Source organism: Brakhagea baltica (assembly GCF_052161605.1).
GTDB lineage: Bacteria > Planctomycetota > Planctomycetia > Pirellulales > Pirellulaceae > JBKCUI01.
The window spans coordinates 6,366,876-6,387,254 of sequence record NZ_CP197409.1; the positions used below are offsets into that span (position 1 = coordinate 6,366,876).

Sequence of the window (20,379 nt, forward strand, 5' to 3'; positions counted from 1 at the left end):
CATGACACTAGGCATGCCAATCGCTCTACTGCTCGCCGCGATCGCCATACCCGTGGTGGTTCTTTACATTTTGAAGGTTCGTTTGAGACGGGTCCCCGTCTCCACGAATCTATTCTGGAATCAAATATTCGAGGAAAAGCCACCAAAGTCCCTTTGGCAAAACCTCAGACACTGGCTTTCCTTACTCGCACAACTTCTGATTCTGGCGTTTCTCATATTGGCAATCGCCGATCCTATTCTGTCCTGGCAAAACGCGTCGGCGCGGCGCATTGTTCTGATTATGGACGTTTCGGCCAGCATGAAGGCTACTGACATTCAGCCGTCACGATTCGCAGCGGCCCAACAAGCGGCACAGCGAGTCTTGGATGGCGTGCGGGAGCGGGACAGCGTGGCGGTCCTGACGGCTGGAGCGAGACCGGAGGTCGTCCTCGGGATGGGGAATCACGTTCCGTCGCTCAGGCGCGCGATCGATGGTTTGGAACCGGTCGATAGTCATGCGTCTCTGGATGCAGCGATTGCCCTCGCTAAGCAGCTAATCGGCGACTCGCCAAACGGTCAGGTGTTGGTTTTCACAGATCAGACAGATCAGACAGATCAGACAGATCAGACAGATCAGACAGATCAGACAGATCAGACAGATCCATCGCGGGACTCAGTCCAGTACCGCTCCTTTGGGACGAACGCTGGCAATGTGGGAATTACGCAATTTCAAACGCGTCGCAGCATGGTCGATGCGGTCGGTTATGAGATTCTCGTCCACGTGATGAACGCGTCAGACCAACCGGTGAACTGCCGCCTTGAGATTGAACTAGGAGAACGCCCCGTCGATATCTTGCCACTCAAACTCCAGCCGAATGAAACGTGGTCTCGGACTCTTGAGAAAACCTCGCTCGAGGGAGGTGTCTTGAAAGCCACCCTGGCAAAATTCGATGATGTTGCTGACGATGGAATTTCGACTGCTAATCAACTATCCGTTGACGATCACGCTTGGGCGATTCTTCCATCTCGAACGATCCAACCCGTTCTCATCGTCTCACCCGGCAATCTGTTTTTACAAAAAGTATTCGAAGCCAATCCGTTGGTTTCCGTAAGTGTCACAAAGGAGCTTCCTGCCGAGTGGCCAGCGAATTCAATCATCGTTCTCCACAAGTTAATACCGACAGATCTGCCTCCGAATCCCTTGTTGATCATCGATCCCGAATCCGATTGCAGTTTGTTCAAAGTCGATGGGCTCATCGATAGTCCGCTTGTGACGGAGCAAGACAAAGACTCTCCGCTGATGACCCACGTCCGCTTGGACAACGTTCTGTTCCCCAACACCAAGAAGGTAAGCTTTTTGAGTGAGGGGGTAAAATCGCTAGCTTCATCGGTTGAGGGGGATTCGATTTTTTCTTTGGTGCAGAACGGGGACAGGAGAACGATTGTATTAGGGGTGAACCTCGAAGAGAGCGATCTGGCCTTTCGAACGGTTTTTCCTATCCTCGCCAGCAATGCGATCGCATGGTTTTCCAATCAAAGTGGCGAGTTAAGCTTGTCACTCTCCGGTGGGAGTACGGCTAGCATCGGTGTAGGCACGCAGACCGGTTCCGATTCCGATGCCGACTCCATTTCCAATTCCGAGGAACCATCGCACTTGTGGCTCGTATCACCACGTGGTTTGGTAGAGCGACAGTCAGGTAAGACGATCGGGCCGCTCAAGCAGATTGGTGTATGGGAATTGTACGAATGGAAAGCCGATTCCGATGCCTACTCGAAGAATCAGAAACTCGGGGAGGGGGGGCCATCGCAGGAAACTCTCGGTCGCGAAGGCAAGCTAGCCGAACGATTCGCCGTAAACTTAAGCAGCCCCAGCGAAACCGACCTTAGAAACCCGGATGAAACTAGCCAAACCTCGACACAGGCTGTGGTCTCATCCTGGCTATCCTATCCCATCTGGTTCTACTTGGCTTTGTGCATAGGCCTTTTGTTAGTCATCGAGTGGGGAATGTATCAAAGAAGGGTGCTCGCCTAATGTCCGATGTGATACCGATCGAATTCATACGCCCTTGGTTGCTCCTGCTCATCGTCCCTACTTTGTTAGTGATCTATTGGTTTTATCGCGTCAGTTTGGCCGATTTTTCAAGATCCCAGCGAATCGCATCGTTGGTAGTACGTGGGCTGATGATCGGAGCGGTTGTGCTCGCCATAGCAGGTCTACATTGGCTTCGAACGACCGAAGAGGCTTTTGTTGTTGTGCTCGCTGATGAGAGTCAGAGTGTCAGCGACGATGGCTCCGAGGCGACCAAGCGTTTTGTGGATGCTATTCTCAAGGAACCGGGGTCGCATCGCGTCGCCGTGCTGCCTTTTGCGTCGACCCCCGGTGCGATTAGCGATGGCAAGATATGGCTAAAGCAGCAAGATGCCGTGTCCACCGGAAAAAGCGAAGAGGTATCGCTCGGAGATGATTCGCTCGACAAAGGGAAACCAAAGACCGAGTCCGAACAATCGAATGCACCGAATCCAATCTCGCTTGTAGAAAATGAATTGGAAGTGCCGATTCCCTCATCGGATTCGGCTGAGAAAAATTATCGTCGCGATACCGACATTGCGGCTGCCATCCAATCCGCTTCGGGGTATGTCCCTCCAGGGTATGTCCCTCATATCGTATTGCTTTCGGATGGAAACGAAACGCTAGGTGATGGTCTTTCCATTGCGGGGCAAAGCCGGATTCCCATATCTACCGTTCCCTTGCCGACCCCGACCGATCCAGAGGTGCAAGTCGCCGAGGTAAACGTCCCGGCTGAGGTGCGCGAGGGAGAACCATTCATGGTCGAGGTGGTTGTGCAATCCAATCATGATGACGAGGGAGTCATCGATGTTTACCGAGGCGATCACAAGGTGCTCAGCGAACGAAAAAAGATCAAGACTGGTGAGAATCGCTTTCGATTTCAACAGTCGGTCGACCGGGAAAGATTGGCCGTGTTCCAAGCACGCATCTCCGATTTAGCGAGTGATACGTTGTTGGATAACAATACCACAGCCGGGCTTGTTTACGCATCGGGTAAACCTCGCGTTCTTGTGATTGAAAGCGATCCAAGCTTGATTCGCGAGTTCGCCTACGCTCTCGAGGACGAAGGTATCCAGGTTGATGTTAGGCCCCCGCAAGGCATGCCGGAAACGTTGGCGGATTTACAAAACTATGAAACGCTTATCCTTTCCAATGTGCCAGCGACCGCTCTCACACAGCAACAGATGCAGCTCGCCAGGACGTGGGTCCAGGAGCTCGGCGGCGGCTTTATTATGCTCGGTGGAGAGCAATCCTTTGGTCTAGGTGGATACTACAAATCGACTTTGGAGGACATACTGCCCGTAAGAAGCGACTTCGAAAAGGAAAAAGAGAAGCCGTCGCTGGGGATCATGCTCGTCATCGATCGGTCTGGCTCCATGGAAGGGGATCGGATTGAAATGGCCAAGTCGGCAGCCAAGGCAGCAGTCGAATTACTGGGGAAGCGTGACCAGGTTGGCGTGTTGGCATTCGATCACGAAACCTACGTGGTGAGCGAGATGCAATCTGCTGCTAATAAGTCGAAAATCATCGACGATATTTTGCGGATCGAATCGGCGGGAGGAACAAATATGTATCCCGCCATGGAACAAGCCTTCGAGATTTTGCAACGAACACAGACGCGGCTCAAGCACGCCATCTTTTTGACGGATGGTATTTCCAATCCCGGTGACTTTGAGGGAATCACCCAACAGATGGTTTCAGCCAAGATGACTGTATCCACGGTTGCTGTGGGGGATGGTTCCGATACCGAGATGCTAGAGCAGATTGCCAAGGTCGGAAAGGGACGATACTACTTCACGGCGGATCCGGCCCAAGTGCCTCAGATCTTCGCTAAGGAAACGGTTACGGCTAGCAAGTCTGCCATCGATGAGCAGCCTTTTGTGCCACAAGTCATACGAGCCACGATGGCATTGTCGGACATCGATATGGATACTGCCCCTTTTCTTCTGGGGTATGTCATGACTCGTCCCAAGCCCACCAGCGAAGTGATCCTGGCTACCGAGAAGGGGGATCCACTCCTCGCTTGGTGGCGTTACGGGTTAGGGATGTCGGTCGCGTTTACTTCGGATGCGAAGTCACGTTGGGCTGCGGAATGGATGACTTGGTCGGGTTATGGGAAATTTTGGACGCAGGTGGTCAGACAGACCATGCGAAAGAGTGACGGGAGAGGCATATCCATCGCGGTGGACCGCAGAGGAAATGATTCGAGCTGGTCGATCGATGTCGCCAACGAATTAGGCGGTTTCTTGAATCAAGCCGAAGTGGAATTGAGCGTCATCGGCCCACAGATGAAACGAGAGACCAGAAAGATCGAGCAAGCAGCCCCTGGACGCTATGCTACGTCCATCCAAGTTTCTGATCCAGGAGCATACCACGTCGACATTGCCGTCAAACAGGATGGTCAAGTTACTTATAGGCAATCGCGAGGTTTGATCCGAGGTTATAGTGACGAGTTACGAATTCGCCCCACCAATGAAGAGTGGTTAAGGGAGTTGGCAACCGTATCTGGTGGTCGTTATCAAGTCGAGTCGGCATCCTTGCTTCAAGGAGATGGCCGCACAGCAACACGTCCGCAACCGCTTTGGCCGTGGCTACTCGCTTTTGCTTGCACTATGTTAGTCATCGATGTGGCACTCCGTCGCTTGACTTTGCTTTAGAGGTACGGTTTAGCATTTCAATAGTCTGTACCATGCTGATTCTCGGGCCTGTATACTTGAGCGATAACGTTTGGTTTAGTATGCAGTTTCGCGCCGTTTGAATCGCTTCGGCGACTTTGTGAATCCAAAGGAGTATTCTATGAAAACGAGAACAATGACTCTCGCTCTGTCGGTTCTAGCCGCCACCGTCTCGGGCCAGTCGGCTTATGCAGATAACTGGGGGCATTGGCGCGGCGTCGACGGTAATGGTGTGGCAGTAAACGTCGATCCACCCACCGAGTTCGGTCCATCGAAGAATCTTAAATGGCGCGTCCCCATTCCTGGTCGCAGCTCTGGCTCGCCGGTTGTTTGGGGGAATCAAGTTTTTATCGTTACCGCTGCTCCGATTTCAGGGGAACGATCCAAGCTAAGTTTTCGCGTGTATTGTTTTGATCGCGAGACAGGCAAACCGGTTTGGGAGAAGACTGCCATTGAGGCCGTACCGCATGACCCAACGCATTCGACGAACACCTTTGCTTCCGCGTCTCCGTGCACCGATGGAGAGCACGTCTATGCCCACTTCGGTTCACAAGGACTCTTCTGCTACACCATGCAAGGTGATTTGGTCTGGTCGAAACAATTTGGAAAAATGCGAATTCGCAATGGCTTCGGAGAGGGAAGCTCACCAACAATTGTGGACGACATGATCATCGTGCCGTGGGATCACGAGTCGGGATCCAAACTTTTTGCACTTAATAAGCTAACTGGTGAAACGGTTTGGGAAGCGAAGCGGGACGAACCAACTTGTTGGGCGACGCCGTTGATTGCTACCGATGCGAAGGGTCGTCGTCAGATTGTTATGAACGGGCAAACGGCGGCTCGCGGATACGATTTGAAGACGGGTGAAGAGCTTTGGAAGTGTGGCGGCCAGACTCAGAGACCATGCGCGTCGGCCGTTGCCAAAGATGGGATCGCTTATGTCGCGAGTGGCTTTCGCGGTTCTTTCGCGGGTGCCTTTGATATGGCGGGCAAGGGAGATCTTAAGGGGACGCAGTACGTCAAGTGGACTGCTAATCGGAACACGCCGGACGTCGCCTCTCCTGCTCTATCGGGGAATCGCATGTATTACTACAAAGAAAAGACAGGGCTTCTTACGTGTGTAGATATTCTAACTGGCAGAGAGCTCTTCTCGGCAGCTCGTATCCCGGGAGTGAATAGCACTTACGCCTCTCCTGTGGTGGCCAACGGATACGTTTACTTGACCGATCGACAGGGTAAGATTACGGTGATCAAAGATTCAGACTCGGTCGAGGTTGTAGCTACGAATGAGCTCGAAGAGGGGGTTGATGCCACGCCTGCGTTTGTTGACAACGAGCTCTTCATTCGCAGTGACAGTGCACTGTACTGTTTTTCTAAATGATTAACTTTGTTGAGATTGCGATAAGCTGGCAATATTAAGCCGGTTTGGATGCCGCTCTCTGAGAGGCGGAGGTCGTGTCCCAACTCCACACACCCTTTTTTTCTCAGGATGTGCCACCCAGCACATTTCCCGAGGGATTGTTGCTGCCATCTCGTCAGGCCAACCTCCCCTCCCCACGTCTTATCAGTGGGAAGGGGCTAGTTAAGTCACTCCTTAGCAACTATTTACTGACCAACTTATCTGGTGCAGATGCATTCGGACCGGTCACGTCGAACCGATCTAGGTTCATCACCTTGGTCCACGCTGCTACGAAATCCTTAACGAATTTCTCTTCTGCATCGGCACTGGCATAGACCTCGGCGATCGCTCGCAATTGCGAATTCGAACCGAACACCAAGTCGACTCGACTGCCTGCCCATCGGAGCTTACCTGTCGAACGATCTTTTCCTTCGAAAACACCCTCCAGTCTTTCGGATGGTTGCCATTCGATGTTGTCATCAATGAGATTCACGAAGAAGTCATTGGTCAACACTTCAGGACGGTCCGTTAGAACACCTAAGCGATTATGCCCGTGGTTTGCTTTGAGAGCACGCAATCCACCAACCAAGACCGTCATTTCAGGAGCAGACAAAGTCAGCAGGTGAGCACGGTCTACAAGCATTTGCTCTGGGGGTGTCCCTACGCTGGAGCTCTTGTAATTGCGGAAACCATCTGCCGACGGTTCTAGAACCGCAAAGGAGCTCACGTCGGTCATCTCCTGAGACGCATCGGTGCGGCCGGGAACAAACGGAACCTCAACGACATGACCAGCCTTGGCAGCAGCGGCTTCTACAGCTGCGTTGCCTGCGAGCACGATAAGGTCAGCCATCGAAATCTTTTTACCTCCCTTGGCGGTCTTATTGAACTCTGCTTGGACAGCTTCCAGAGCACCTAGGACTGATGCGAGCTGCTCGGGTTGGTTGACTTCCCAATCCTTTTGAGGAGCCAATTGCAGTCTTGCACCGTTCGCTCCACCTCGATTATCAGTACCTCGGAACGTCGATGCAGACGCCCAAGCTGCTGATACTAAGTGGGAGATTGGCAATCCTTTTGCCAGAACCTTCCCCTTGAGATCTGCAATGTCTTCTGCTGTAACCAGCGGGTGATCGACTGCTGGAACGGGATCTTGCCACAACTGAGCTTCTGGCACCAACGGACCGAGCAAACGGCTGATTGGGCCCATATCGCGGTGCGTCAGCTTGTACCAAGCCTTGGCAAACGCATCTGCAAATTCCTCTGGATTCTCGTGGAATCGCTTCGAAATCTTGCCGTAGGCAGGATCCATCTTCAAGGCGAGATCGGTTGTGAACATCATCGGTGCATGAGTTTTGTCCGCGACGTGAGCATCAGGAACAGTTCCCTGCGCGGACTCTTCCTCTGGTGTCCATTGCCATGCCCCGGCTGGGCTCTTGACGAGCTTCCAATTGTAACCGAAGAGATTGTCAAAGTAGCCGTTTGACCACGAGGTGGGGGTTGATGTCCACGCACCCTCAAGTCCACTGGTAATGGTATCCTCGGCATTTCCTTTACCGTAGGTGTTTTTCCATCCCATGCCTTGCAGCTCGATCGGTGCACCTTCTGGTTCTGGTCCGACAGTGCCTTCCGGAGATGCGGCACCGTGAGCTTTGCCGAACGTATGACCTCCAGCGATAAGAGCGACGGTTTCTTCGTCGTTCATTGCCATACGAGCAAAGGTTTCTCGGATATCACGGGCGGCAGCTAGTGGGTCAGGTTTGCCGTTCGGGCCTTCGGGATTGACGTAAATTAGCCCCATTTGGACAGCAGCTAGCGGCCCTTCTAGCTGTCGATCTCCGCTGTATCGTTTATCACCAAGCCATTCACTTTCTGGTCCCCAATAAATATCTTCTTGTGGCTCCCAAACGTCGGCTCGGCCACCCGCAAACCCAAAGGTCTCGAATCCCATCGACTCAAGAGCACAGTTGCCGGTCAGAACCATCAAGTCAGCCCAAGATATCTTGTTCCCGTACTTCTGCTTGATGGGCCAAAGCAATCGTCTGGCCTTGTCTAGGTTTGCGTTGTCGGGCCAGCTATTGAGGGGAGCAAAACGTTGCAAACCATACCTAGCTCCACCGCGACCGTCTGTAACGCGATAGGTACCGGCGCTGTGCCAAGCCATGCGAATAAAGAGTGGTCCGTAATGACCATAATCGGCTGGCCACCAATCCTGCGAGTCGGTCATCAAATCGATGATATCTTTTTTAATCGCGTCGAGGTCGAGCTTTTGAAACTCATCGGCGTAGTTGAAATCCGCTCCCATCGGATTACTCATCGGGGAGTTCTGATGCAGAATTCTCAAATTGAGTTGATTTGGCCACCAATCTTTGTTGGTATACATTCCCGATGCTGTGTTTGAGGTGGCGTCAGAAGGGGATGAGAAGCTCGTTAGAGCTGTGAGACCTTGCAATGCTCCGGTTATCGGACATTTGGCCCCTGAGGATGTTCCAGCGTTGTTAGCGTGTGCTCCGTTCCCCGAACCAATCACGGGGCAGCTGGCCGCATCTCCCGATTGTCCGTACGATGACGAGACGCTAAGACCAAAAACCGTGCCACAGGCGATAGCGGAAATCATGGCCAACCGGGCCTTGCGTGTCGCGAGACCAATGCCGGTCAGGTACCGACCCACGCCGGAGGACTTTCTTTGCGAACCTGTCATGTGTTGAACCCTTTTCATTCTTTTCTCCTCTAACCTAAACTTCAAAACGATCCAGTTGAATTTCTGTGGAAACGTCCCGTTCTATGGGATCACATTTATTCTGGACGATAAACGATAGGTCTGAAATAGCCTATTGTCCAATGCATGCAACGCATTGTATTTATGCGTCTAGTGCATAATAATGTTGCGTCTAGGGATAACTCGGCGAGAATTTCCCTATATTCAATGGACATTTGGTAGCCCTTGTTGGAAATTGAGGTTAACCGAACCTCCAAACATGAAGAATTTCTATGGAATTAGAGCAGCTTAAGCACTTTCTCAGCGTGGCGGAACTCGGCAATTTCACGAAAGCAGCGGTGCTGGTAGGTCTTTCCCAATCCGCCCTGAGTCGATCCATCCTCAGACTGGAGGAAGAGTTGGGACAGCCGCTATTTGACCGCCAAACTCGCAAAGTAGTTTTGACGGACGCTGGGAGGACTTTGGAGGGTAGAGCAAGGCAGATCGTGTCGGGTGTTGACGAATTGCGAGCGGAGATTTGCGATGATGGTCAGACCGGAAATGTACGGGTCGGTGCAATTCCTACTATCGCCCCTTATTTCCTACCGAAGCGATTGCAGACTTTTCAACGGTGCTTTCCTAGTGCCAAGCTCATTGTCCAAGAGGATACGACCGCGGAATTGACTCGCAAACTCTACGATGGTGCAATCGATTTAGCGATCGCAGCCTTGCCGTTTGACGGCAAATATTTGACAGTGGAAGAACTCTTTGAAGAGGAACTCAAACTGCTGGTTTCCACGTCTCACCCTTTGGAAAAGAAGATGTCCATCAAACCCACCGACTTGGAGGGGCAATCGTTTATTCTCATGGGTGAAGCTCATTGTTTAACGACAAATGTCGTTTCTTATTGCCATCAGAAAACCGTTTTTCCGTTATCAGTCGAACGCACGACCCAGATCGCGATGATCCAGGAACTGGTCTCCCTCAATCATGGCGTCAGTCTTATTCCCGCAATGGCGAGTGTCACGGATCATTCTAAAGATCGAGTTTACAAATCGTTTTCGTCGAGCAAGCCGACGCGCACCATCGTTATGGTTACCAATCCTTACCGCTTCCAGAGTAAACTCACGAGATCTTTTATACGAACTATACGTGAGTCGATTTAGTTCGGTGTTACTCGCCGTGGAAGTAGCGATTCAGAGCCGCCCTGCGATCGTTGCTTTTTACGTACTCCACGAGTGCGAACAGCTTCTTCTGGTCTCGTATTTTCTTTTGGCTTCGACTTTCTTCATCGGATAGTTCCCTAGGCAATTCCCCGTTGATCGAGACGTTGCTCAAGTCGTACTCGTCGGAAATGATTCCATAGCGATATAGCATCGATAACGCTGTTTCGAGGCGGCGATCATGCTTGTGCTTGGCAGTGAGACGTTCGCGCAGCCACTCAAGTCCGAACGCTCTTACTTGATCGGTGTCGTGTTTAAGAAAATCGTAGACCCGCTGATAGAAATCCGCTTCCGGATTGCTCCATTTGTTGAATTCCATTTGGGTTAGGAGATCGTCTTGGCTGTAGAGCAGTTGACAAAGGGATGGCTTTCCATCACGACCCGCTCTACCAATCTCTTGGTAATAAGACTCCAGAGATCCAGGAACCTCGGCATGGATAACATATCGAATATCCTCCTTGTCGATTCCCATGCCGAAAGCGTTGGTCGCCAGAACCAGTGGTACTTCCCCATCCATAAATCGCTCTTGGATTTCCGTGCGGATTCGTCGCGGCAGATCACCATGATAGACAACATGATCGCAACCAAGCCGACGGAGCTGCCTGCTCATCTCCTCGAGGGTTCGTATCAAAGTGAAGTAGACAATACCGGACTCGTTCGGCCAGCGGTTTGCAACTTTGAGAATCGCCGCTTGTTTTTCTTCCTCCCCCCAGACCTCCTCGACTTCGAGTTCTAAGTTAGGGCGATCGAATCCACAGTGAAACAGCTTGCATTGATACAGTGCATCGCCTCGTTCTAGCCCGAGTTGAAGGAGTATATCTGCCTGGACGTCCGGGGTGGCTGTTGCTGTGAGGGCTATCGTGGTGGGATTTCCGACATGGGAGCGGATCTCGCAAAGTCGAGAGTAGTCGGGCCGAAAATCGTGTCCCCATTCACTTATACAGTGGGCTTCGTCAACGACGAGAAGCTTCACCGAACGCTTCGATAGAACCTCGAGAAACTCAGGCTTTCGAAAGCGTTCTGGGGTGACATAGAGCATGCTGTACTTGCCAGTCGCAACCCCTTGGTAGCGGCGTTTTCGTTCTTTGGTGTCAAGCAGCGAGTTGATCATCGTGACTTCTAGCCCGCGGGAGATCAGTCCATCGACTTGATCCTTCATAAGGGCGACCAGCGGCGACAGAACCAGCGTAAGAGGTTTGGCTGATGAGTCTCGTTCTTGCTCCGCCAAGTGCAAAGCGGGAATTTGGAAGCAGATTGACTTCCCGCCCCCGGTCGGCATGAGCACCAGCGAATGCCCACCTGCGGCAGTTCGTTCGATAACCTCCTGTTGCGGAAAGCGAAACGAGGAATAGCCAAAGGCTTCCTGAAGAATTCGTAAGTAAGGATCCACTATCTTGACTAGGCCTGAATCGTAGAGCCGAGCAGCGCGGCGAATTGACGGATCCATTCGGGGTGAGCTGGCCACGCGGGAGCTGTAACCAAATTTCCCTCCGTATGAGCCGAGTCAAAATTGGCAGATGGGTCGACATAGGAACCACCAGCTAGATCGATATCGAACTTAACCGCCGGGTAACAGCTGCATGTTCTCCCTTTGAGAACTCCCGCAGCGGCCAGTATTTGGGGACCGTGGCAGATGGCCGCGATTGGTTTTGCATGTTGATCGAAATGCCGAACAATTTCCAGCACTCGATTGTCGAGTCGAAGATACTCGGGAGCACGCCCACCAGGCAAAACGAGCGCATCATAAGCATTCGGATCAACAGAATCGAAATCGGTGTTGAGAACGAACCGATGGCCGGGTTTTTCGGAGTAGGTTTGGTAGCCGTCGAAGTCGTGGATGGCGGTGGTTACATAATCTCCTGCTTTTTTGCCTGGGCAAACCGCATGACACGCATGCCCAATGAGCAAAAGCATTTGGTAGGGGACCATAACCTCGTAGTCTTCTACGAAATCACCAACGATAAACAATATTTTCTTCGAGCCAGCCATAATCGATTCTTTTTCGGTGAGGGTGTCACTCGTACAAAAGATGCACTCTGTCAACGTCTAGATTATGGTACACTCGGGAAGCTCCGCTAGGCCAAACAATCTCGACGTCCACGGGATCGGAATGTTCCCCAAGTCCGAAATGCACACTACGCCCATAAGACGACTGATAACCCCTACCGCTGAACACACCCGCTATGCGAGTTTGATCGCCAAAACGTACCTTGACCGATGCTCCAACCCCATCGCGGTTAGATTTAGTTCCGATGGTTCGAATTTGAATCCAGTGGTGCTCGTTACTGGAATCGTTGCGAAGAAGAGTAGGGCGACTATTGAAATTCAGAATGACAATATCAAGCTTACCATCGTTATCCAAATCGTCGACGCAAACGCCTCGGCTTACCTCGACGACTTGCATTCCCGGCCCGCTGTCTTTGGAAACATCAACGAATCGCTTCTGCGGAGTACCTCGAAACAGCAAATTTTTCGCGGCGAAACTTACGGTGTCGCTAAGGCTGTTGACTGTATCGATCAAGTGACCATTGGCGATGTACAGATCGACGATGGAATCATTGTCAAAATCAGCCATTGAGATCCCCCATTTGACATTTTTGTTTGCCAGACCAAGTCCAGCAAGAACTGCGACATCATCGAACAACCCATTTCCTTGCCCTTTATAGAGAACTGGGATTTCGTTTTCGAAGTTCGAGATAATGAGATCCATTCGCCCGTCGTTGTCATAATCGGCGCAGTCTACACCCATTGATGCCATAGTTGCACCTGCATAATTCATCGCGACCCCGGACAGGATCGCCTCTTCGGAAAAGACCTTATCACCTTGATTCAGGTAGAGCTGATTCACCATCGTGTCATTGCACACGAAGAAATCTTGGCGGCCATCTTCATCGAAGTCAAATGCTATGGTTCCCATCCCCGTTTTCGGGACTCCGGTAATTCCGCTTTCTTTTGTGATATCTCGAAAGCGACCATCACCAAGGTTATGGTAAAGGATATTGTCATCGGGGGGGTAATCTAGCGGTCCCGCACTGGCTTCGACTCCAAAAATGGTCCGGACAATCTTGGTTTTGATGTCGAACTTAACGTAATTTGCAACAAGCAGGTCCAAGTTGGAATCTTGATCAATATCGGCGAATGAGGCACCACCCGCTGTTCGGACGGTCGTGTTCGTAAAATCGGATTGATCAGGTTGAAAAGTCCCGTCACCACAATTCCAATACAATTGATTTTGACCATGATTGCAGACGAAAATATCGGGAAATCCATCGTTGTTAACGTCCGCAACTGCAACGCCAACACTATGTGCGGCATCTTGTAGCCCCGCGTGCTCGGTCACGTCCGAAAAACTCCATTTACCTCGATTGCGATACAATCGATTGCTCGGTGGTCTATCCTCCCATTGATCGAGAAATTCCTGTGGATATTCAAATCCATCCACCATACTTCCATTGAGAAAATAGATGTCGATTAGACCATCTTGATCAAAATCCAAAGTCGCTAGCCCAGAAGCGATCGTTTCGATTAGATAGTGCTTGTTCGTTCTCCCTGAGAAGTGTTCAAAATCGATTCCGCTGTGTTCGATCACATCAACAAAGAGAAGACCTTGTGCGTCGACCGCGTCTTTGAGTGGCCCTTGCGGAGCCCCCAAAGCGACGACTCCTGCGATCCAAACTACACAGAAAATAGCGAATGTCCGCATCGTGGATAAGGAATCAATGCAATGAACCGCATCGTCTTTTGTTCTTAGGTCGTGGTTTCTTTGCAGTACTTCTCGCATGGATCTCAAACTTGTTACATTCGCGTGGCTTTACTTAGTTTCTTTTTCGCGGGCTGCTCTGAGTTGCCCCAGTCTGGCTTGCAATTCATTGCTTAGAGGATCTAAGGCAATCGCCTTCTCGAGACTTTGTTCTGCCTCTAACAATTTACCCTGCATTGCCTGCGTATTTGCGAGAAAGGCAAGCGGGATTGCAGATGGATCTCTTGTTGTCCATGCAATGGCGACCTCCTCTGCCTCTCGTAGGTCCTCTCGATGCAATGCCAATAGGGAAACCAATTGCCTGTAGGCTTTTCCGTCTTGGGGAGCGAGTTCGATGACTCGGCGGTAATGTTGTTTTGCATCGTCTTTATGATTCAGTTTTTCTGCTAGAGCCGCTGCACCAAAGAAATAGTTCGCGTTTGCTGGTTCAAGCTCCATTAACTTCAAGGTGTATTGATATGCAGTTTGTAATTCGTTCTGCCGAATATGTTGCTCGATCAAGCTTTCAAGAACTTTCGTGTTGGATTGGTCGTACTGGTGCGCTCGCTGGAGTAGTTGCATGCATGCATCAAAGCGTTGAAAGCCTCGGTAGACGAGAGCCGCAATCCAATAGCGATTCGATATGTCCATTCGTTCGTTCTTCAGAAGTTGCTCGATCGGATCGTTTTCTCGGGCTGGTCTAGCGGCGACTTTATCTGCCAGTTCCTTTGCTTTCTTTCGTTCTCCTACGCGGACCAACGCGGTGATTAGCCCTTGCTCCGCTTTGGGATTTTCCTCCGATAGTTGCAGCGACCGTTCAAAGGCTAATCTGGCTTTTTGAAAATCAAGGCCTGCATTGCAAACCTGACCTAATCGCAGCCAAAATTCAGAATCATCGGCTTGAGACTCAAGAAAACTTTCCAGAGTTTTTGCTGCGAGTTCAACCTGCCCATCCTTTAAAAACGCATCGCTCAACTCTCTGACGCTGTCCCGGTAATTTGGGATAGTCTCCAAAGCCTTTTGAAACAAGCTGATTGCCTCCTTGTATTGAGAGTTTTTCATCGCGATTAGGCCAAGCCCATGATGTGCATACCCGTAATCAGGATTTAATTCGAGGCATCTCTTCCATGACTTCCTAGCTGCTTCCGTTTGGCCGATCAGTAATTGAACTCTAGCGCTAGCTTCATGGGCATCTGGAACATTCGGAAACTGTTCTACGAGAATGCTCATGACCTTAGTGGCTTCATCAATTAGGTCTGTTTTCTCAAAATTCTGCCAATTAGCCGATAGGCCAACGGAAACATCTGACGCCTCGTTCGCAATGGTCCCAAAGACTGGGCTATGTAGAGGATTCATCTCCATTTCGATTTGCACCGTCGATTTGTCCGTTTCGTTCGGGACAACCACTTCATCAATCGGGCGATTTTCACACCCGGTTTGTAGCAAAGTGATCGCGATAAACCAATGAACCACCGGAAAGATGGACAGTTTCCTACTACTCACGAGCGAAACAACCTGACTTCGCAACATGCGTAACTCTCAATTCAGCAAGCCTATGGAAACGCAATCGGGTGGCAAAAGAGCCACCCGATTGAGAGGAACGATTAATGAACCAAGGATTGTTAGCTCGGAGCGTGCCAAAAAGCTCAGCTTATTTGGACGTTAACACCAAATCGATATTATTCGCACCAGAATCGCTTACAGGGAATCGAATACCTGAACTTTCTTTCGATTTATATCGGGCTGGAACAAGATCCTTTGAAGCAGGTTGACGGACTTTTCCAGCGTCTTCTGGCGGGCCAGTGTAAGAGTTCCCGTAGGCAGCGTACATGTCTTCAAGACTCTGATTCGAACTCGAAGACGAGGCTGATTTCGCATCAGACTGTCGGTACGCATCGTAGGGACTCTGCCCCGCTTCGGTTTGGACCTTCATTACAGTGACCGTGTACATCCCCTTCATGGCTCCATCACCGGAAACGAAGGTCGTAAGCGAATACTTTCCCTCGTGATCGGAGGTGCCGACGGCGGGCTGTGTATCCGTTCCCATCTCTGGGATGAAAGTTATGGTCGCCCCGGGAACAGGTTGCCCGTCGAGCGACACGACACCGGAAACTTTATAAGTCGGTGGGTTCGACGGACCACAACCCAGCAACAATCCCAACCCTATAAGCAGCGCCAGCCCGAATAATGCATTACTATTTTTCATAAGCAGCTTTCTAATTCAAAAGGTAAGTTAGTAATCCGAAGGGCAAGATGCGGGCGATACCCGCATCTTGCCTCGGGTGGTTCCTAACATTAGTAATCAGAGCTCACCTGAAACCACTTCTCCACCAGATTTGGAGCCCAACGCTCCCCAAACACCATAGGGGCTGGGGCCAGTTTCCCCCCACATAGGAGAACCGATCGTTAGGTTGCCCGTGTCGATGTTGTTACTGATAAATCCAACAGATCCGTCGACTCTGGCTGCATTCACACCACCGGTGTGAGAACTGGTTGGTGGAAGAACCGCAGGGTCTCCGTCTCCCCATGTGACGACGTGTACACAGGAAGGAGCATTAGGTGGAAGAATCGTATTGAACGCTACATACGTTGGGTGACCATCATGCCAAAACTTTCCGCCGTTACCCTGGTGGACTGTGCCAGCAACTAAGAACTGACCGTCAGACACCTGCCGACAGGTGAGTGGATTTTGGAAAACGTTGGGCACTTGAGCAATCGTAGTCTGGTGTCTAACCGTCCTCGCCATTGTTCCCATGTTGCCTTCTGCACTAGGGTAGGGCTGCGAGGAGATCAGTCGTTCACTATACATGAGCGTATTGCTTGTTCCGTCCGTAATCGATCCATGTGCTGCGTGCCCTCGGTTCGAGAACATGCCGCGAACATTGTTATGGTTGTTAAGCTCCCATTGCCATCGCCCCATGCTATCACCCAAGGACATGGAATAAGAGTTCAACCCCCCATTGCCTATCGCCATCGGATCGGATGGGCATCGCATAAACGAGGGCGAGATTCGCCAGAAGTAATTGTTGTTCCAACCCTCCGGACCTCCAGGCGGTTGTGCAGGGAATCCTGGGTCGTTACCCCCACCCTCAATGTTCTGGAACTGATTGCCACCTTCGATAAAAGGCAGAACCGAGATAAAACCGCTTCGCCGATTCTTGTTGTTGAGATTCGGACCATCCGTACCACCTTGTCGATAAGGAAAACGCCTGAAGGCGCTTTCGTAGTTGATCGCCGCCAAGGCGATCTGTTTCAAATTGTTGGAGCATTGCATACGTCGAGCCGCTTCTCGAGCAGCCTGAACGGCGGGGAGCAACAACCCCACTAAGATTCCGATGATGGCGATAACCACCAAGAGTTCGACCAGCGTGAACGCAGGTCTGCGAGAACGATTCTTCATAAAGAGGACCCTCGTATAGAAAAGAAACTGGAAAGGATCCTACTATTGTGGGGTTTGAGGTGGTATTAGGCAATAGATTGTGGGGTAAAAATTTACTTTGCTGGGTTTTCAATTAAAAAAACCTCACCCCCAATGTGGGGGAATTCAACCGCTCGAGAATGCTGTTTTGGCCACACAATTTCAAGATTTCCCTTGATTTCTTGGGAATCTGGGAACCATGGGATCGCTAACCAGGAACTAGAACAGTAGCTTCCTCCCCCAGAAATTTCGTAGCTCTGCCACCCTCTGGACGTCTCCCACCGCAATTTTGTCCCGATTCCACTCCGATTGGACGTCACACCTATCGCCTTGATCCATTTAAAGGATGGGGAAGCGCTCGCGTTTCTCAGAAGCTCGAATCGATCGTTCTGATTGGATATCCCAAGATCAATGCGGCCATCCATGTCGAAATCTACCCAGGTCGCACCGCGCGATACCATTTTCCTTCGAAACCAATCCCCGCTGTACTCACTCAGGTCCCGCCAGCGCTGGTTCCGATAAGAGAATAGTTGCGCCTCCATCCTTTCCTCTGGATTGCTACCTGAATTATCGATATGACCATTCACAACAAACAAGTCCATGCACCCATCTTGATCCAGATCGGCCATCACAGTACCGAATCCGAGCTTGTCGATGGTCGGTGTGTGCAATCCACTCGGACCTGTAACGTCAAGAAATCCTGCTGCTCCTAGATTCTTGTAAAGCGTATTCGATTCTGACTGAAAATGTGTCGCGTAGATGTCTAGCCTTCCGTCAAAGTTATAGTCGTTGACAGCGAGTCCCATACTTGCCTGTGGCGCTCCACGTCGATCCGTGGCACATCCCAATTTCACCGCTACTTCTTCGAAATAGCCATCGCCTAAATTCCGAAAGAAAAAGTTGTTGCTAGCATCGTTCGCGACATACAAATCCGGCCATCCATCTTGATCAAAGTCTGCGGCTACCACACCCAACGCACGATTGTTAGTACCGAAACAGCCACGCTCTCGACTAACCTCGATGAACCCACCCTTGCCATCGTTCCAATACAACCGATCAGGAGATGGGGCAAAGGTGAGCGGATTGCAAACAATCGGGTTCCCCTGTTGATCAAAGCAATTTCTCGGGACAACGTTTTCGTACTCGACATAGTTGCAAACATACAGATCTAGGTTTCCATCCAAATCGATATCAACCCACGCAGCAGAGGAGCTCCAGCTGGGGCAGTCAACCCTGCACTCTTTGCCTATCTCTTCAAAGGTCCCATCACCTTGGTTCCGGAAGAAAAGATTTGCTCCCAAATTGGTAACGTAGATGTCGTCAAAACCGTCATTGTCAAAATCGGCAATCATCACTCCTTGACCATATTCTCTGGCAACAATACTCGCTTCCCTTGTGATGTTCCTAAAGTTTCCTCCTCGGTTCCGATACAGCTGATCCGACGGTTGCGTGGTCTTGTCTACTGCGATTCCGTCTCCACCTTGAACGAGATATAGGTCAACGAAACCATCTAAATCAAAATCTAGCCAACCGTGGCCACCGCCAAACGTTTCATGAAAGAACATGCTTCCGCTTGCTCCTGTTTCATAAACGAAATCGACTCCGACCGATTGAGCCACTTCGACAAACGGAATCCCTTTCCACTCGGTGTCGCGTCCGGCAAAAGATTCCTCAGTATTTGCCACGATGGTAGCTTGATTCGTAGGAAAATCGAGATCATGGCTTGGTTTTGCGTTCCCTACCTCGCGTGGGGGTGTTTTAACGTCTCTCGAGCATCCAGGTACGCCAAGGATTAGAGCATGGATAGCCAGCCATTTAGAGAACCGATACAGTCGCCAATGCGGTCGGCAAGTATCTTCTGGAAATTGCTTCATCGTCCACGCTCCTCAACGCGACCACGAATCACGTTGGCCGAATCCGGTAACCCGCAAACATCAAAATAACTCGCCAAATCGGTGTAGAAGGAACCCGGCAGGCTAAAGATACTTTCTGCTCGCTTAACCTGTTCATACAGGGTTCGTCCCGTTTGAACGTACCTCGCGAGCTGTTCCGCTTGATCGAGGTCTGTTCCTCGTTTCCGTATGAGGTTTAACCTTTCGGTCCGAGTTTGCCAATCAAGTGGTGCGATCTTAGCGGCCGTTTCGAAAGCCTTGCTGGCTTCTTCAAACCTGTCCCTCTCAGTGTCCAACCAGCCTTTAGAACGCCAATATCGATGGTCGTTTTCCAAGTAGGACTTTTTGGTATCGAGTAAGCTCTCTACTCGAATATCATCCCCCCTTTCGATTCCTCTTTCGATTTGTGTGAACAAGACTTCCGGGTTGTTCGGAAACCGCTCTTCGAGAAGTCTCAAATCATTTTCGCGTTGAAGCTCCGTAAACTCAGGCATCAACGCTAAAGCAAGGATAGCGGCTACATGAAAGTGTTCTTCATCGGGATATTTTTCCGCCCAAGATCTGTTGACTTGTGCAGCGTCTGCATACCGCAAGTGATCTAACGCAAACCAATAAGCATAGGTCTCGAGTGTTGCAGCGCCGTTTTTGATACCACGTTCAATTTCTCGCTTTAGCCTATTCGTCTGGCGACTCATTGACCAAAAATAGAGCAATCGGTGATGTGCCTCTGCATTGGAAGGATCAATCGATACAGCCCTTTCGCAGGAATCAATGGATGCCAGGGGGGCATCAAGTGCATTAAGCTCGATCTCCCCTTTTAATAGCCATGCCTCCAAAGTTCCCGGTTGTGGCATTTCAGCTAGATAAGCGTAGCATCTATCGATCCCGCCTCTTTGGTGAGCAGCTACCGCCGCATGCTCGAATGGGACAGGATTCAAAGGTTCTGCGATACCCCATTCCACCGCCAACTCCTCTAGTTCTTCCCATCTACCAAGTTCTCTCGCGACTCTGCATTGTTGCTCTAAACCGCGAATGTAATCGGACCTTCTCAGCGAGTAGATCGCGGAAAGTCCTCCGATTACGAGCAATGTCCAAAACGTCAAAAATAAAAGTGAGCGGTACCGCTTTCTGTCCTTCTTTCCGATCTCTTTACCTCGAAGCGATTTTGACAAATCCGATTGACTCCCATCTTCGATGTCAGGGGTCGAGTTATCGGTTACTCTTGGTTGTTTCATGACAATTGGGCCGATTAGGGATATGGCAGGCCGACTAAGGATATGGTGAGACGCGTCAA

The 20,379-nt window shown here is 50.8% G+C and carries 13 protein-coding genes; 4 read left to right on the top strand and 9 right to left on the bottom strand.

Features of this window, described 5'->3' with window-relative positions:
* Position 1 precedes the first annotated feature (1 nt).
* From SH449x_RS24900 to SH449x_RS24910, 3 genes are all read left to right on the top strand, one after another.
* A complete protein-coding gene (locus tag SH449x_RS24900) occupies positions 2-2,011 on the top strand; it encodes a vWA domain-containing protein (RefSeq protein WP_482378782.1) in 2,010 nt (669 codons plus the stop codon).
* Entirely contained in the window at positions 2,011-4,704 is a 2,694-nt protein-coding gene (locus SH449x_RS24905) for a VWA domain-containing protein (protein ID WP_482378783.1), read from the top strand. Before SH449x_RS24900 ends, SH449x_RS24905 begins: the two co-directional genes overlap by 1 nt.
* Before the next feature lie 139 nt (positions 4,705-4,843).
* Complete coding sequence (locus tag SH449x_RS24910) at positions 4,844-6,103, top strand: outer membrane protein assembly factor BamB family protein (protein WP_482378784.1); 1,260 nt, start codon at positions 4,844-4,846, stop codon at positions 6,101-6,103.
* A gap of 220 nt (positions 6,104-6,323) precedes the next feature.
* Here the strand turns inward: SH449x_RS24910 and katG are convergent, their stop codons facing one another.
* Positions 6,324-8,834, bottom strand: a complete 2,511-nt coding sequence (katG, locus tag SH449x_RS24915; RefSeq protein ID WP_482378785.1) for a catalase/peroxidase HPI — start codon at positions 8,832-8,834, stop codon at positions 6,324-6,326.
* 272 nt (positions 8,835-9,106) lie between these two features.
* Here katG and SH449x_RS24920 point away from each other — a divergent pair, with 272 nt between their 5' ends.
* Positions 9,107-9,979 carry a LysR family transcriptional regulator gene (locus SH449x_RS24920; protein WP_482378786.1) on the top strand — a complete coding sequence of 291 codons (873 nt, stop codon included), beginning with the start codon at positions 9,107-9,109 and terminating at the stop codon, positions 9,977-9,979.
* Positions 9,980-9,986: 7 nt separating this feature from the next.
* Here SH449x_RS24920 and SH449x_RS24925 read toward each other — a convergent pair whose 3' ends face one another.
* The 8 genes from SH449x_RS24925 to SH449x_RS24960 all read right to left on the bottom strand — a co-directional run bounded on the left by SH449x_RS24925 (position 9,987) and on the right by SH449x_RS24960 (position 20,320).
* Positions 9,987-11,483, bottom strand: coding sequence for a RecQ family ATP-dependent DNA helicase (locus SH449x_RS24925; RefSeq protein ID WP_482378787.1), 1,497 nt, complete (start codon positions 11,481-11,483; stop codon positions 9,987-9,989).
* Positions 11,435-12,025, bottom strand: coding sequence for a DJ-1/PfpI family protein (locus tag SH449x_RS24930; RefSeq protein WP_482378788.1), 591 nt, complete (start codon positions 12,023-12,025; stop codon positions 11,435-11,437). The genes SH449x_RS24925 and SH449x_RS24930 overlap by 49 nt, the downstream gene beginning before the upstream one ends.
* Positions 12,026-12,050: 25 nt before the next feature.
* On the bottom strand, positions 12,051-13,817 hold the full coding sequence (locus SH449x_RS24935) for a CRTAC1 family protein (RefSeq protein ID WP_482378789.1): 1,767 nt from the start codon (positions 13,815-13,817) through the stop codon (positions 12,051-12,053).
* Positions 13,818-13,847: 30 nt separating this feature from the next.
* Positions 13,848-15,278, bottom strand: a complete 1,431-nt coding sequence (locus tag SH449x_RS24940; RefSeq protein WP_482378790.1) for a tetratricopeptide repeat protein — start codon at positions 15,276-15,278, stop codon at positions 13,848-13,850.
* Positions 15,279-15,426: 148 nt separating this feature from the next.
* Positions 15,427-15,981 (bottom strand): carboxypeptidase-like regulatory domain-containing protein, encoded by a 555-nt coding sequence (locus SH449x_RS24945; protein WP_482378791.1) that lies wholly within the window; start codon positions 15,979-15,981, stop codon positions 15,427-15,429.
* Between the two features lie 96 nt (positions 15,982-16,077).
* The gene (locus SH449x_RS24950) at positions 16,078-17,175 is read right to left on the bottom strand and encodes a DUF1559 family PulG-like putative transporter (RefSeq protein ID WP_482378792.1); all 1,098 of its coding nucleotides are present in this window, start codon (positions 17,173-17,175) and stop codon (positions 16,078-16,080) included.
* Positions 17,176-17,267: 92 nt separating this feature from the next.
* Positions 17,268-19,067: an FG-GAP repeat domain-containing protein gene (locus tag SH449x_RS24955; protein WP_482378793.1), complete on the bottom strand. Its 1,800-nt coding sequence runs from the start codon at positions 19,065-19,067 to the stop codon at positions 17,268-17,270.
* Complete coding sequence (locus SH449x_RS24960; RefSeq protein WP_482378794.1) at positions 19,064-20,320, bottom strand: hypothetical protein; 1,257 nt, start codon at positions 20,318-20,320, stop codon at positions 19,064-19,066. Before SH449x_RS24960 ends, SH449x_RS24955 begins: the two co-directional genes overlap by 4 nt.
* Positions 20,321-20,379 lie beyond the last annotated feature (59 nt).

Excerpts from the sequence above, each read along its gene's own strand:
- SH449x_RS24955 (WP_482378793.1), bottom strand. The coding sequence starts at position 19,067 with ATGAAGCAATTTCCAGAAGATACTTGCCGACCGCATTGGCGACTGTAT.
- SH449x_RS24950 (WP_482378792.1), bottom strand. The coding sequence starts at position 17,175 with ATGAAGAATCGTTCTCGCAGACCTGCGTTCACGCTGGTCGAACTCTTG.
- SH449x_RS24960 (WP_482378794.1), bottom strand. The coding sequence starts at position 20,320 with ATGAAACAACCAAGAGTAACCGATAACTCGACCCCTGACATCGAAGAT.
- SH449x_RS24925 (WP_482378787.1), bottom strand. The coding sequence starts at position 11,483 with ATGGATCCGTCAATTCGCCGCGCTGCTCGGCTCTACGATTCAGGCCTA.
- SH449x_RS24900 (WP_482378782.1), top strand. The coding sequence starts at position 2 with ATGACACTAGGCATGCCAATCGCTCTACTGCTCGCCGCGATCGCCATA.
- SH449x_RS24910 (WP_482378784.1), top strand. The coding sequence starts at position 4,844 with ATGAAAACGAGAACAATGACTCTCGCTCTGTCGGTTCTAGCCGCCACC.
- SH449x_RS24905 (WP_482378783.1), top strand. The coding sequence starts at position 2,011 with ATGTCCGATGTGATACCGATCGAATTCATACGCCCTTGGTTGCTCCTG.
- katG (WP_482378785.1), bottom strand. The coding sequence starts at position 8,834 with ATGAAAAGGGTTCAACACATGACAGGTTCGCAAAGAAAGTCCTCCGGC.
- SH449x_RS24945 (WP_482378791.1), bottom strand. The coding sequence starts at position 15,981 with ATGAAAAATAGTAATGCATTATTCGGGCTGGCGCTGCTTATAGGGTTG.
- SH449x_RS24930 (WP_482378788.1), bottom strand. The coding sequence starts at position 12,025 with ATGGCTGGCTCGAAGAAAATATTGTTTATCGTTGGTGATTTCGTAGAA.
- SH449x_RS24935 (WP_482378789.1), bottom strand. The coding sequence starts at position 13,817 with ATGCGAGAAGTACTGCAAAGAAACCACGACCTAAGAACAAAAGACGAT.
- SH449x_RS24920 (WP_482378786.1), top strand. The coding sequence starts at position 9,107 with ATGGAATTAGAGCAGCTTAAGCACTTTCTCAGCGTGGCGGAACTCGGC.